The organism is Pseudoalteromonas lipolytica, assembly GCF_003515105.1.
Taxonomy (GTDB): Bacteria; Pseudomonadota; Gammaproteobacteria; order Enterobacterales; family Alteromonadaceae; genus Pseudoalteromonas; species Pseudoalteromonas lipolytica.
Genome location: NZ_CP032090.1, coordinates 1,669,836 through 1,684,776, shown reverse-complemented (window position 1 = coordinate 1,684,776; position 14,941 = coordinate 1,669,836). Strand labels below are relative to the sequence as shown.

General features: G+C 40.4%; 13 protein-coding genes. 4 read left to right on the top strand and 9 right to left on the bottom strand.

The features are described from left to right. Nucleotides 1–150 precede the first annotated feature (150 nt). The 3 genes from D0907_RS07660 (at nt 151) to D0907_RS07650 (ending at nt 3,191) form a co-directional block, all read left to right on the top strand. Entirely contained in the window at nt 151–1,437 is a 1,287-nt protein-coding gene (locus D0907_RS07660; RefSeq protein ID WP_036968634.1) for a citrate synthase, read from the top strand. Nucleotides 1,438–1,549: 112 nt separating this feature from the next. Further along, entirely contained in the window at nt 1,550–2,764 is a 1,215-nt protein-coding gene (locus D0907_RS07655; protein ID WP_118844228.1) for an aminotransferase class V-fold PLP-dependent enzyme, read from the top strand. Between the two features lie 13 nt (nt 2,765–2,777). Continuing rightward, nucleotides 2,778–3,191, top strand: a complete 414-nt coding sequence (locus tag D0907_RS07650) for a SufE family protein (protein WP_065979881.1) — start codon at nt 2,778–2,780, stop codon at nt 3,189–3,191. 6 nt (nt 3,192–3,197) lie between these two features. Here the strand turns inward: D0907_RS07650 and tcdA are convergent, their stop codons facing one another. The 7 genes from tcdA to D0907_RS07615 all read right to left on the bottom strand — a co-directional run bounded on the left by tcdA (nt 3,198) and on the right by D0907_RS07615 (nt 10,540). After that, on the bottom strand, nt 3,198–3,995 hold the full coding sequence (gene tcdA, locus D0907_RS07645; RefSeq protein WP_118844227.1) for a tRNA cyclic N6-threonylcarbamoyladenosine(37) synthase TcdA: 798 nt from the start codon (nt 3,993–3,995) through the stop codon (nt 3,198–3,200). After that, the gene (locus D0907_RS07640; protein ID WP_065979880.1) at nt 3,996–4,670 is read right to left on the bottom strand and encodes a TIGR01621 family pseudouridine synthase; all 675 of its coding nucleotides are present in this window, start codon (nt 4,668–4,670) and stop codon (nt 3,996–3,998) included. Further along, nucleotides 4,663–5,430: a 3-deoxy-manno-octulosonate cytidylyltransferase gene (gene kdsB, locus D0907_RS07635; RefSeq protein ID WP_036968651.1), complete on the bottom strand. Its 768-nt coding sequence runs from the start codon at nt 5,428–5,430 to the stop codon at nt 4,663–4,665. Before kdsB ends, D0907_RS07640 begins: the two co-directional genes overlap by 8 nt. Next, nucleotides 5,418–5,615, bottom strand: a complete 198-nt coding sequence (locus D0907_RS07630) for a Trm112 family protein (protein WP_036968654.1) — start codon at nt 5,613–5,615, stop codon at nt 5,418–5,420. The genes kdsB and D0907_RS07630 overlap by 13 nt, the downstream gene beginning before the upstream one ends. After that, nucleotides 5,605–6,585, bottom strand: a complete 981-nt coding sequence (gene lpxK / locus D0907_RS07625) for a tetraacyldisaccharide 4'-kinase (RefSeq protein WP_074988257.1) — start codon at nt 6,583–6,585, stop codon at nt 5,605–5,607. The genes D0907_RS07630 and lpxK overlap by 11 nt, the downstream gene beginning before the upstream one ends. Next, entirely contained in the window at nt 6,585–8,327 is a 1,743-nt protein-coding gene (msbA, locus tag D0907_RS07620) for a lipid A export permease/ATP-binding protein MsbA (protein ID WP_065979878.1), read from the bottom strand. Before msbA ends, lpxK begins: the two co-directional genes overlap by 1 nt. A 65-nt stretch (nt 8,328–8,392) precedes the next feature. Then, nucleotides 8,393–10,540, bottom strand: coding sequence for a DNA internalization-related competence protein ComEC/Rec2 (locus D0907_RS07615; RefSeq protein ID WP_162898034.1), 2,148 nt, complete (start codon nt 10,538–10,540; stop codon nt 8,393–8,395). A gap of 96 nt (nt 10,541–10,636) precedes the next feature. On the opposite strand from D0907_RS07615, the gene D0907_RS07610 reads away from it, so the two are divergent. Further along, a complete protein-coding gene (locus D0907_RS07610) occupies nt 10,637–11,143 on the top strand; it encodes a DUF2062 domain-containing protein (RefSeq protein WP_065979876.1) in 507 nt (168 codons plus the stop codon). Nucleotides 11,144–11,236: 93 nt separating this feature from the next. Here D0907_RS07610 and D0907_RS07605 read toward each other — a convergent pair whose 3' ends face one another. Together D0907_RS07605 and uup are read right to left on the bottom strand one after the other, a co-directional pair. Further along, nucleotides 11,237–13,003 carry a DUF3466 family protein gene (locus tag D0907_RS07605; RefSeq protein WP_118844225.1) on the bottom strand — a complete coding sequence of 589 codons (1,767 nt, stop codon included), beginning with the start codon at nt 13,001–13,003 and terminating at the stop codon, nt 11,237–11,239. A gap of 11 nt (nt 13,004–13,014) precedes the next feature. Further along, a complete protein-coding gene (uup, locus tag D0907_RS07600; protein WP_065979874.1) occupies nt 13,015–14,925 on the bottom strand; it encodes an ATP-binding cassette ATPase Uup in 1,911 nt (636 codons plus the stop codon). Nucleotides 14,926–14,941: the final 16 nt, after the last annotated feature.

Here is a 14,941-nt window from a genome sequence, read left to right as displayed (position 1 = left end):
TAATCCTGACAGAATATTTATTATCCTTTTATGCATACTATTTATAAAAATTGACTTTACACCCCTCTTTCACGTTAAAATGAAAAGAATGTGCTTAAACAGATTCAGAACATAACAATCAGAGTTGTTATCTTAATAGGAGATAAATAGATGGCGGATAAGAAAGCCACGGTCCATATTGATGGTCTTGATCCAATCGAACTTCCAATTTACCAAGGCACTGCTGGCCAAGACGTAATCGACGTACGTACGTTAGGTTCTCATGGTTATTTCACTTACGACCCAGGTTTCATGTCAACGGGTTCATGTGAATCTTCAATCACTTACATCGATGGCGGTAAAGGTGTTCTTTTACACCGTGGTTACCCAATTGAACAATTAGCTGATGAATCAAACTACATCGAGCTTTGCTATTTGTTACTTAATGGTGAGTTACCGACTAAAGAACAATACGATGCGTTTGCACAAGAAATCACGCACAACACAATGCTTGATACTAAAATTGCAAACTTCTTCCAAGGTTTCCGCTTTGATGCTCACCCGATGGCAATGCTATGTGGTGTAGTAGGTGCACTTTCTTCTTTCTACCATGAAGATTTAGACATCACTGATGCAACACAGCGTAAAACTAGCGCGATTAAGTTAGTAGCTAAGTTACCGACAATCGCAGCAATGGCTTACAAATATAACGTTGGTCAACCGTTTGTTTACCCACGCAACGATTTAAGCTTTGCTGAAAACTTCTTACACATGATGTTCTCAGTGCCTGCTGAAGAATACAAAGTGAGCCCAGTTTTAGCTAAAGCAATGGACAAAATCTTCATGCTTCACGCTGACCACGAGCAAAATGCGTCAACGTCTACGGTTCGTTTAGCGGGTTCATCTGGTGCAAATCCTTACGCATGTATCGCTGCTGGTATCGCATCACTGTGGGGCCCTGCACACGGCGGTGCTAACGAAGCATGCCTTAACATGTTAGAAGAAATCGGTTCTGTTGACCGTATCGACGAATACGTTGCTAAAGCGAAAGACAAGTCAGACCCATTCCGTCTTATGGGCTTTGGTCACCGTGTTTACAAAAACTTCGACCCACGTGCGACGGTAATGCGTCAAACATGTCATGAAGTATTAGCAGAGCTAAACATTCAAGATCCATTGCTTGATATCGCAATGAAACTTGAACAAATCGCGCTTGAAGACCCGTACTTCGTTGAGAAGAAACTATACCCTAACGTAGATTTCTACTCTGGTATCATCTTAAAAGCAATCGGTATCCCGACTAGCATGTTCACAGTAATCTTTGCTATGTCTCGTACTGTTGGTTGGATCTCTCACTGGGATGAGATGCTATCTCAACCTGGCCACAAGATCAGCCGCCCACGTCAGTTATACACTGGTGAAACATCACGCGATTACGTACCAACAGACAAGCGTTAATACGATTTCGTGTTTAAAAAAAGGCCGCTAAGCGGCCTTTTTTATTACCCACCACTTGTCTATTTGTGCAAAGTAATTAAAATCGTCGCATTCTTGTTGTTTAGGCTTATCCATGTTTGATTTCGAAACTATACGCGCCGACTTTCCTTTACTCACACAGACAGTAAATGAATACCCATTAGTGTATTTAGACTCAGCAGCTACCTCGCAAAAGCCTCTATCAGTTATCAAAGCCTTAGAAAGCTATTACAGTGCTGAAAATGCCAATGTTCATCGCGGTCGCCATTTTCTCAGTGAGCATGCGACACGTCGCTATGAAGATACACGAACAGCAATCGCAGCGTATTTCAATGTACAACGCACCGAAATTGTTTGGACTAAAGGGGCAACGGAATCACTAAACTTAATTGCAAACGGCCTAACTTCACACCTAAAATCAGGCGATAAAATAGCGATTTCAGCGATTGAGCATCACGCTAATATCGTTCCGTGGCAAGAACTTGCAAAAAAAGTAAATGCAGAGCTCATTATTTTGCCCATTACAGCTGATTTAGTCTTGGATAGTAATGAATGTGCTGCATTTATTCGCGAGCATAAACCGAGCGTTGTTGCTGTAACCCATGCTTCGAATACATTAGGAAATATCACTGACTTAGAGCCAATTATCACTGCTTGCAAAGAAGTTAATGCGACTTCTGTTATTGATGGCGCACAGGCTGCGATGCATTTAAGACCCGATTTAAATAAACTCGATTGTGATTTTTATGTTTTCTCTGCACATAAAATGCTGGGTCCAACAGGATTGGGGGGGCTTTATGGTCGTTACTCACGCTTAAATACGCTTGATGTCTATCAAACAGGTGGCGAAATGATTGAGACTGTAAGCTTAACGCACAGTACATTTCGTGATGCGCCAGGCAAATTTGAAGCGGGTACGCCACACATTGCAGGCGTAATCGCCTTTGCCGAAGCAATCGCTTATTTAACAGCACTTGATTTCAATGGAATGCGTCAACATGAGCATACAATTTTCAATTATGCGATAAAACAATTATCAACCATTGCGGGGATTTCTATTTATTCGCATAAAGAAAATAACATTGGCAATATCAGTTTTAATTATCGTGATGAGCATCCATTTGATTTAGCAACGCTACTGGATGGTTACGGCATAGCTGTTCGTAGTGGCCATCACTGTACCCAACCAATTATGAGCAGATTAGGCATTCCTGGCACTGTAAGAGCGAGCTTCGCACTGTATAATTCGCTTGACGATGTTGATGCGTTTATTAAAGCACTCAAGCACTGTATAGAACTATTAGATTAATGTTGGATATATTATGAATTCACCTTTTCACACCGTGACTCAAGACATCGAGAATGCAAATGGCTGGCAACAAAAATATCGTCAAATTATGCTGTTAGGTAAAAAGCTACCGATCATGCCCGATGTTTTAAAAGTTGATGATGCGCTTGTAAAAGGCTGTGAAAGTAAGGTATGGCTTTATATTGATTTTGACCACTCCGAAAACAGCCTAGTGCTTGCGGGTGATTCTGATACACGTATTGTTAAAGGGTTACTGGCCTTAATTTTGGCCTTATACAATGGTCTAACACCCGAGCAAGCAACTCAAATTAATGCCTATAACGAATTTGAACGACTTGGTCTAATTAGCCATTTAAGCCCATCACGCGGCAACGGCATAAAAGCCATGGTTGATAAAATTCAAACCATGGCTCAGGAAAAGCGCTAAAAAGCGCTATTTTAAACTTCGCTGTTTTTTATCCAGGTATTTTCTAATTGCTTTGGCTGCAACAAAAAAGCCAAAGCTACCCGTTACCATGGTTGCTGAGCCAAAACCGTTATTACAATCCATGTTCATCGAGCCATCTGCGCCTTGTTTAGCTTGGCACACTTCACCGTCGGACGTTGGATACACTAATTGTTCGGTCGAATAAACACAATCAACATTAAATTTTCGCTTAGGGTTGCTACTAAAGTTGTACTGTTTTCTGAGAATATAACGGACTTTTGCAAGCAATGGGTCATGGGTTGTTTTAGCAACATCACCAAAACTAATTTGGCTAGGATCCGTTTGCCCCCCAGCACCACCGGTTGTAATAACAGGTAACTTGACTCGCTTACAATGGGCTATCAGTGCCGCTTTTTCTTTTACTGCGTCAATACAATCAATTACATAATCAAAGCCCTGAATGTGCTCACGAATGTTATATAGGGTAATAAAGTCATCAATGACATTGACTTTAATATCTGGATTAATTAATTCACAACGCGCTTTCATCGCGTCTACTTTAGCGTCACCAATCGTGCCAGTTAAAGCATGTATTTGACGATTAACATTCGTTGCGCAAATATCATCTAAGTCAATCAATGTCAATTGACCTACCCCGGTGCGTGCTAATGCTTCAGCAGCCCAGCTTCCGACGCCACCAATACCTATGACACAAAAATGTGCTTGCTGTAACCAATCAAATTGTTGATGGCCATATAAACGCTTGATACCACCGAAGCGAATGTCTTGTGTTGTTTCTTTCATTTACCAATCCAACGTCCAAGGAGTCAGCCACTCTTTGAATTCGTCTGCGTTAAAAACTTCATTGAGATATGCGCCTGTCGTATGCGCACAGCGATATTCTTTTAGTTGACCTTGATACATAAATTGCAGGGCATATGCATGCAAATTAGTACGTTCATCTGGCGTACCAGCATAAGTAACGTCACCCAATATAGGCGCACCAATGCTTTTCATTGCCACTCTTAATTGATGCGTCTTGCCAGAAAAAGGTTTTAATAAGTATGCGCGCAGGCCGGGGCGAATACTTTTTGAATAAAAGCGCGTGATAGCTGGGTTTTCTTGGCTTTTTAGCAGCTTAAACGCACCTCGGCGACTTTTTTGCATATCACCTTTGATCCAGCCTTGCTTTTTTTTAGGTTTTTCATCACTCACAGCAAGGTAAAATTTATTCACTTGGTGCGCAGTGAAAAGCGATGTAAATTCTGCTGCTGCCTGCTTGTTTCTGGCTAAAATAATTAACCCAGACGTTACTTTGTCTAGCCGATGAACAGGAAACAGCTTTTCATTCACTCGTTGCTCTGCAAGTACAACAAACCCTGCACAGTCTTCACTGTGAAAGCTAACGCCCGCAGGTTTGTAAAAAACAAAAAAGTCATCTTCGCTAGCGTGAAGGTGAACAGCGTGAACATCAGTCATTGCACTCGTTGCTCAAAGCGGCTATTACACGTGTGAGATCGTCGGGTGTATCAACACCGGCTTGAGGTTCACACACAGCTCCTGCAATTTTAATGCTATAGCCGTGGTATAAAACACGTAACTGTTCAAGTGACTCAAGTTGTTCTAAACGCGATTCAGGCAATGCGATATATTGCTGAATGAAGCCAGCACGATACGCATAGATACCAATATGACGCGCATAATCAGCCAGATTTAGCGTGCTGTTATCGTCGTTCATCATTGCATCGCGATGATAAGGAATAGGCGCCCGCGAAAAATACAGTGCGTTTTGCTCAGTATCACTGACAACTTTGACACAATTCGGGTTAAATATATCATCAGAATCAGTTATTTTAGCACTGAGCGTTGCCATCGGTGCATCAGATTCAGCCAGTAACTTTGCCACCTGACTGACGTTTTCACTGGCCAATAATGGCTCATCACCCTGTACATTGACGACAATCGTATCACTGGCAAGGTTTAGCTTTTCAACCACTTCGGCAAGTCGTTCTGTACCCGATTGATGGTCTTCACGTGTCATTAATACGTTATCTGTAAAGCCCTTTACAACATCAAACACCGCTTGATGATCGGTGGCAACATACACAGCACTTGCACCTGATGCAGCCGCTTTGTTGTAAACATGCTGGATCATGGGTTTACCACATATGTCAGCTAAGGGTTTACCCGGTAAGCGGCTAGAAGCATAGCGTGCAGGAATGACAACTACGAATTCCACTTATCAACCTCTTCTTGGCTTAATTCACGCGCTTCGTTTTCAAGAAGCACAGGGATATCATCTTTTATTGGGTAAGCTAATTTTGCAGCAGTACTTATAAGCTCTTGATTTTCTTTATCTAAGCGCAACTTACCTTTACATACTGGGCAAGCAATTATTTCAAGTAATTTTGTATCAAAGGCCATGAAGGATCCCTTTTTGTTTTAATAATGAATGTAATTTTTCAATAACAGCGGCAGTCGGCCTTGCATCAACAGGTAGATAATACCAATTAGGTTTAGCAAAACTAAAGCACTTTACTGCGTCTTTTTCAGTCATGAACACGGCATCATTTTCAAAGTCCGAAAAATCAGTCGGTTGATAGTTATAATGGTCTCGAAAATGGTGTGTCGAAAGCAGGTCTATGCCTTGTTGCTTAAGGCTTAACTCAAAGCGTAAAGGATTACCAATTGCACTGATAGCGTGCCCGGTATTTAGCGTATCTGATACGCGTTCAAAGGATGCAACCGATCTAAATTGGCTGGGTACTAAGTCATAGCGGTAGTTTGTCGCCCCACCATTCTCTACCACAACATCAACTGACTTTAAACGCGCTTTAGTTTCTCTTAGCGGGCCTGCAGGCATCAAAAATCCATTGCCAAACTGGCGTTCACTGTCGACAATACAACACTCAATATCACGCGCCATTTTATAATGCTGCATACCATCATCTGAAATGATGATATCAATAGCGTGTTCTTGTTGCAGCTTTTCAATACTCGCTTGGCGATTGGGTCCTACCATCACCACGCATCCTAGCCGACGTTGAATAAGTACAGGTTCATCACCCGCTTCACTTGGGGTTGTTTTTTGTGTGACTAACAGCGGATAACTCGAAGACTTACCGCCATATCCACGGCTGATTACCGCGACCTTTAAACCCTGCTGTTGTAAGTACTCAGCGAGCCAAATAACAAAGGGGGTTTTACCATTACCACCTACACTAATATTGCCAACAACAATGATAGGAACATTGGCCTTAAACGCCTTGAGTATTTTGAGCTTATAAAGGCTAACTCGTAAGGTTGAAATTAGCCAAAAGATACAGCTCAAAGGTAAAAGCAGCACCGTTAAAAAGCGGGGCTGTTTGTACCAGCTTTGTTCAATCATACTCACTATTGTTCACCAAATTGCATCTTACAAAGCGCAGAGTAAGTACCGTTTTTTTCTAGCAGCTCGTTATGAGTGCCCTTTTCGATTACTTGGCCATTATCGATAACATAAATACAATCACTGTTTTCAATCGTTGATAAACGATGCGCAATCACGATTGATGTCTTCTCTTTCATTAAAGTATCAAGTGCCTGTTGGATCAGTTTCTCTGACTCGGTATCAAGCGCTGAAGTTGCTTCATCAAGAATCAAAATAGGTGCATCTTTTAAGATGGCTCGCGCAATGGCAATACGCTGACGTTGACCACCCGATAACATCACACCATTTTCTCCGACCAGGGTATTTAAACCCTCAGGTAAGTCTTTTACAAACTCCCAAACATGGGCCTGCTTGGCAACAGCAATTAATTCATCTTCAGTCAAACTTCTGTCTAACCCATAACAAATATTGTTCGCTATCGTGTCGCTAAACAACACGACTTGCTGAGAGACCAATGCAAACTGTTTACGAAGATCCGTTAGCTTGTAATCGGCAAGTGACACACCGTCGAGTAATATTTCGCTTTCACCTTCTAATTCATAATAACGAGGTAATAAATTAGAGATTGTAGATTTACCCGAGCCTGAGCGCCCGACCAATGCAATACTTTCACCGGCATCAATACTGAGTGTTAAGTTTTTAAGAACAGGCTCTTCTTTAGTAGGGTAACAGAATGTCACGTTTTTAATTTCAATGCGGCCTGTTACCTTATCTACTGTATATGTACCTGTGTCTTTTTCGATCTCTTCATCAAGTACTAAAAATATACTTTGTGCAGCCGAAATACCTCGCTGAAGGTCGCTGTTCACATTAGAAAGTTGCTTTAAGGGTCTTAACAACATCATCATAGATGAAATTAATAACACAAAATCACCTGAGCTTATCGTGTCAATCATCGACGGCATCGATACAACCCATAAAATAACCGCCATCGCACTGGCTGCTAATATTTGTATAATCGACACGCTTAAAGCTTTCGTCGCATCCATTTTAATGCGTTGCTGGCGGTTGTGGTTGTTAATTGCAGAAAACTGAGCGATTTCTTGTTGTTGTCCACCAAAACCATGGATCACTTTATGGCCTGACAACATTTGCTCTGAAGTACGGGTAACTTGACCCATTGCCGATTGAATTTTTTTTGAAATCATTCGAAAACGTTTAGATACAAACGCAACAATCACTGCAACGAGAGGAATAATCACTAAGAAAATAAGTGATAATTTCCAGCTGGTATAAAACATATTAAACAATAAAAAAACAACAAAGGCGCCCTCTCTCACCACAATTAATAATGCTTTGGTAATCGCTTGCTGTACTTGTTCTGTATCAAATGTGATCTTTGATATTAAATCACCATTCGAATTTTTATCATGAAAAGAAACGGGTAAATGTAAAATATGTTCAAATAACTGTTGGCGTAGTGTACGCACGACTTGTGAGCCAACATAACTCAAACAATACGATGACATGTAGTTGAACATCCCACGTCCCAATACCAGTGCAACAACGACAAATGGAGCATATGTTAACACCTTCGAATTACGGGCATTTAACCCTTCATCAATGAAAGGTTTCATTAAGTTGATAAACAAGGCGTCCATTGCTGAATAACCAATCATGCCCACGATTGCAAAAAACGCGATTAATTTGTAATCACCGACATAACTCACTAATCGCTTATAGATTTGGGTTGTAGTTTGATCCATAACACTCTCTTATTCATAGACTTCGACTATTGTAGCCTTATGACAGTAAAAACAAAACGCCAATCTTATTCAAACCAGTAACTTTCCTGCTCACGGGCGAATTCTAAACGGTATGACTGCGGGTAAAATTTTATTCTTATGTGTCCATACTCAGCTGTGGTGTATTGTGGTATGTCACGGTCATTGTATCGCTTAACGACATCAGAATGAGGAAACGACCATTGCCCTTGGTAGGCAGATGAATGAAGTACAATCTCAGGATTTACAGCATCAATAAATAGGCCACTTGAAGATGTATTGCTACCATGATGGGGACTGATAAGAATGGTCGCATTTAAATCAACTTCCTGACTCACTAACTGCTGTTCAATGAATTTAGAAATATCGCCAGTCAATAACACGCTATGCTGGGGATTGCTTATTTTTAAAATACAGGAGCGATCATTATTATTATCATGATTCGAGTCGGCTGTAAGCGAAGTGATATTGAGGTTTTCAAATTTAAAATGCTGAGACAAACATGGCAGTTTGATTCCACTGGGATGAAACTTTTCAAACGTAGCAGTGTAACCTGCTTGTTTCCAACTCGTCAGTCCTCCCGCGTGATCATTATCTTGATGACTTATAATAGTCGCCACAACTTCTAAGTTTTGTTGTCGAATATTTGCAACGAGTACTGAATTTACATAATCATAACGCGCAAAGTATTGCGGACCTAAATCATACACAATGGCTTTATTATTGGTGCTTACCATCGCCATTAGACCATGTCCTACGTCAAATAAATCTAATTGAAATAAAGGTTTTGGTGTCAGCAACCAGTCAATAATAAAAATAAAGCTCGGGATTATACTAAAGCGTTTAAATGGGCTAAACAGCCCAATTAACAGGGTACAATACAAGTACAACAATGATTTAAAACCATTAATCCTCACATCAACCCAACGCCAATCATGCGGCGTTGAAATAATAAACTCAAAGGAGCTGTAAAATACAGCATCGAACAGCTTAAAAACGTAACTTGTATCAACAATCATAGACAACAGCGAATACATTACTAAGAGCGGCATAACCACTAAACTAATCAATGGCACAGCTATCAAATTAACTAAAAGGCCAATGACACTGACTCCGTCGAAAAAATATAACGACAAAGGTAAAAGCCCCACAAAAAGCGCTCCTTGGATCATAAACAGCTGAACACTGTGCTTTATTAAACCGTTTTTTATAGTTAGAGGCTGGTTAATCACTAAAAAAATAATGGCAACAGCAGTAAAACTAAAATAAAAACCAGGATTGAGTAGTGAAAATGGATTCATGACCAACACCACTGATAAAGCAAATAAGATACTTCGCCACTGCAGAGGATTTTTAGCTAAAAGGTAAATTATTAAGTAACAACCCAACATCACCAACGCTCGGGTTGCAGATACAACAAAATCGCTTAAGTAAACATACAAAAATGCACAACAGAACCCAAACACCACAAAAAGTTTACTAAGTTGCATGCTTTGTTTAATAGCAACCTGAGTACACATAAACACCCATTTGCTGGTATAAAAACCGAGCGTAAATATCAGGCCAATATGTAGTCCCGATATCGCAAGTAAATGACTGAGCCCCAGTTCGCGCAAATGAGTTTTATCAACTGACGAAATTTTACTTCTGTCCCCTGTTAATAAGGCATAGTACATCCATTGTAGTTTCGTACCCGCGGTAATATCACTGATATAAGATTGGTAGTGTGACCTGATCGCAGCGCTACTTGTACTGCTTAAGTGATGTGTTTTGCCAACTGTTCTGCCCTTATAAATAATTCGCTCTGTGAACGCAAAGCGCTCACGATTAAAGCTGTCAAAGTTTTTAACAGTTCGAAATGCTTTTAATTTAACTTGGCTTGTTAACAAGCTTCCCACATCTAGTTGCTTTTCAGTCGTAATACTTAGCATCGCTAAAGGGGCTATAAACCGAGGCAGCGAGCAGCCTTGAACATTAATCAAGCGTACTTTGGCATAATAAGGCGATGCAACAGAGTGAATTGAAATAATCTGTAAATGAGCGTCAATGGGTTTGTCTATTACTATTTGACATAAACTGGCTGAGTAAAAAATAAGATAATGAAAAATTACGATAAAAATACCACAAATAAACCCTGACAATACCGACAAAAAAGGCTTAAAATAGAGACTCGCTAAAATGACAGCAAAACTCATTATATAGAACGCCGCAGTGTTCAGTGTGTAAACGGTTATAAAACACCCCAACACAAAGCCACTGCATAACCAAATAGATGTAAATGGTTGCTTTAGATGGCTAAAAAAACGATCCAACGGTTTTTACCCGATCATAACAAGGTAAGAGATCATAAATATTTAAGAATTTTTGGTCGTTTATTACATGACGCCAACTTATGGCACTTAAATAGACGCTCCGCTCGGGGTGCTTTTGCGGTAGGTTTGTTTTTTGCTTTCATCCCTGTTCCTTTTCAAATGGTTTTAGCTGCCGCCTTGGCAATTCCATTACGTGTTAACTTGCCTATTTCTGTTGCAACAGTGTGGATCACTAACCCGTTGACAATGCCTCCTATCTTTTATTGTTCATACATCGTTGGGACTATAGCCCTTGCTCAACCAACTCAACATTTCCATTTTGAGCCAAGTTGGCAATGGTTTATAGATAGCCTCACTACGATTGGACCCGCTTTTTTAGTCGGCTCATTAATTTGTGCTTCAGCGGCATCACTTGTAGGCTATTTTGCGATTGATATGCTTTGGAAGCGCTCAGTGCGAAAAGCGTGGCTACACCGTCATAAATAAAGCAACAACAAAATACTAAAAAACACACCTTTCAGTATAGACAAAAAACCCAGCTTTAAGCTGGGTTTTTTCTGTTAATTATCGCGTAGTTAATTATTTCTTACTGAACACGCGGCGCACTGCAGCAAATGGCAACAGTAAAAACGCAAACCACGGAAAGCTTGCAGATTGGCGTTCATATTGCTCAACTTCTTCAGCCGGGCATTCCTCTACGCTGCCACTAATAGGTGTTAGTTTTACAGCTACCGTAACACTCTCGTGTTCGATGTTGCCATCGACATCACGCACTACATTACCAAACGAATCTGTTTTCTCAACCGTTTTAGTCGCAACACCGAAAATTTCGTTATTGTTGTTGATTGCTTTCGCTTCAGCTATTTTATAACCAAAACGTGTTTCACCATCCGCTTCATAGCACGGTAATAAGTCATTTAAGTTAACAATTTTATCTTCACCAATGGTGTACATAAAACCTTCACGGCGACGTGCAGACGAGTTAAAAATATCGGTTTCGCCTTCACCTACAACAATACCATTATTGTTTATATCATTAGCGATTGAGTTTGAGCTTGCAAAATAGTCGCTTGGGAATACAACAGTGTCATTTTGCTTGTCATAATAATAAAACTTAGTTGTTGTTCTACCATCAATGCGTTTTGTGGCGTAGCCAACAATAATGTCATTGTCATTCATCGACAGCACTTGGCCCGATTCCCAATCATCTTCCTGATTGATGAACTCTTTTACTTCATCATTTTCGAATACAACCGGCATAGTAATACGTGTGTCAGTGTCTTTGTATCGCACATCAGACATACCCGCAATTAACCCATTTTTGTTAATCGCATAAGCACCACTTTTAAAAGCGAACTTTTCATCGTCTTTGGGGGTTAGACCTAAACCCAAGATTTCAGTACTCGTGATGTTGAAACTATTGTCTAATGTCCATTTAACGGCACGTTTATTGTATATTCCATTATTGCTATTAAATAATCTGTTACTAGAACTACCTAATTCAATATTCTCAATACAATCTGAAACAGGCTCATCTTCACCATCACACCTGTCGTCGATATTTTCTTGGCGATCTTCTGGAATGTCTGTCGACACCGTACCAACAACTTCGTAACCAAGTTCAGTTTTAACAATATCATAAGCAGCACTAAAGCCGCCAAATTCATCAAACTCAGGGGTAAGAGGCACTTTTACCCCATCAGCTGAAATCACCACTCCCCGTCTAATAAAATCACGTAAGAAATGTGTCTCAGCTTCGTCCTCATCAGCTTGTGTAAAAGATGTTTTTTCGTATGGGGCACTGCCCCAACCTGTCATAACACCGTCTTCAGCAACTGCGCTTAAAAAATTAGATGTTGAACGTGTTAAGCCATCATAATCCAATGACTGTTCATCAAAAATAACTTGCTCTGTTGCACCCTCAGTTTTATAAATAGTGGCAATTGCACTCGCTAATTTCTGATACTCGGAATCCACAGAACGGCTATCACTCGATAAGAAACGAATCATAAACGTATGCGCATCGGCATTGGTATTTACGGCATCGTTATTTTCAATGTCATCAAGTGTAAACGTAATTTCTTTATCAATTAGTTCAAATCTGTCTTTTTCGCTTTCGTAAGCAGACTTAATAGCATTGTCATCAAAATCAATATAAGAAATATCAATTGGTAATCTGTAAACACCATTACTTAAACCAATAACATGACCATTTTCGCTAACGTCTGTTACATAATTCAGTTTTGCGCCATCTAAACCACCAAGCTCTGTTAGCTTATAGGTCGCGCTCATCGCTGAGGTACTTAAGGTGGCTAAAATACTGGCAGCGAGTAGTTTATATTTCATTTTAATCCTTACTACTGATTCTTTAAATCTTCGAGTTCTTCCCAGCGCTCAAATGCGGCTTCAAGCTCAGACTCTAACTGGGCTAAATGGTTCAATGCTTCTGTTGTAATTGCTGCATCTTGCTTAAAAAAGTCCGGATCACTAACCACAAGTTGCTGAGCATCGAGCGCTTTTTCAAGTTGTTCCACTTTACTGGGTAATTCTTCTAATTCAAGTTTTAATTTGTAAGAGAGTTTATTGCTCTTCTTTTGCGTTTTATCATTGCTCACACCAGCAGACTTTTCTGGTTTCACTTGTTGCTGCTGTTGTTTTTGCTGTTCGGCTAAATATGCGGTGTAGGCTTCATAATCGCTGTAACCACCCACAATATCACTTATTTTACCATCACCCTCGAAGGCCCACACGGAGTTACATGTATTATCAATGAACTCACGGTCGTGACTTACAATCAAAACAGTTCCTTGGTATTGGTTAATAATATCTTCCAATAGCTCAAGTGTTTCAATATCTAAATCATTGGTCGGTTCATCCAGAACCAAAATATTCGAAGGCTTTAAAAATAATTTCGCGAGTAATAAACGGTTTTTCTCCCCACCTGACAGTGCTTTAACAGGCGTGCGTGCACGAGCTGGCGGAAATAAGAAATCTTGCAAATAACCCAACACATGACGTGAACGACCGCCCATCATCACTTCTTGTTTACCTTCTGCTACGTTATCTTGCACTGTGGCTTCTTCATCCAATTTCTCGCGATATTGGTCAAAATAAGCAAATTCAAGGTTTACACCTTGCTTAACGGTACCTGCATCCGGTTGTAAATCACCAAAAAGAATTTTTAATAATGTTGTTTTACCGATACCGTTAGGACCGACAAGACCAATACGATCACCACGCATGACCAGTGTAGAGAAGTCTTTAGCAATCACTTTATCTTTAAAAGCGTGGGCAATATGCTTCGCTTCAAAGACTAACTTACCAGAGCGCTCTGACGTTTCGATATTGAAGTCTGTTTTACCCACTTGCTCAACACGTTGTTGACGTTCTTTACGAAGCGCTTTTAACGCACGCACACGTCCTTCATTACGTGTTCTTCGGGCTTTGATCCCTTGACGGATCCACGTTTCTTCTTCTGCTAAACGTTTATCAAAAAGGGCATTCTGTGCTTCTTCTACTTTTAAATCATGTGCTTTTTGCTCTAAGTAGGTGGCATAATCCCCAGGATAAGAGACAAGTTTACCGCGGTCTAAATCAAGAATCCGCGTTGCAACAGCACGTATAAAGGCACGGTCATGAGAAATGAAAACAATGCCACCTTTAAACTCTTTTAAAAATTGCTCAAGCCAAATAACACTGTTCATATCCAAGTGGTTGGTTGGCTCGTCAAGCAATAACAAATCGGGTTCGCTTACTAAGGCTCGTGCTAAGGCAACTTTACGAAGCCACCCGCCAGATAATGACTCTAATTTAGCTTCAGGTTCGAGCTCTAAACGTGACAAAACCAGTTGAATACGCGTATCAAACCGCCATCCATCCACTGTTTCAAGTTGATTTGATAAACGTTCAAGTTTATTCAGCAACTTGTCATTGCAGTCCGTTTGCATTTGATTACTGACCTGATGATAATCAATTAATAGCTGAGCTATATCTGGCATGCCCTGCGCTACGTAGTCAAATACAGTACCTTGAGCACCTTTTGGTGGATCTTGCTCTAAACGAGAAATGCGGATACCACCTAACTGGTTTATCTCACCATCATCTAGGGTAACTTGCCCATCTAACACTTTTAATAACGTTGATTTACCGGCACCATTGCGCCCTACAATACACACTCGTTCACCTGACTCAATAACCGCATCAGCATCATCAAGTAAAGGATGTGTACCGTAAGCAAGCTGTGCTTTGGCAATTCTGATTAAATCCATCGTGACTACTACTCTT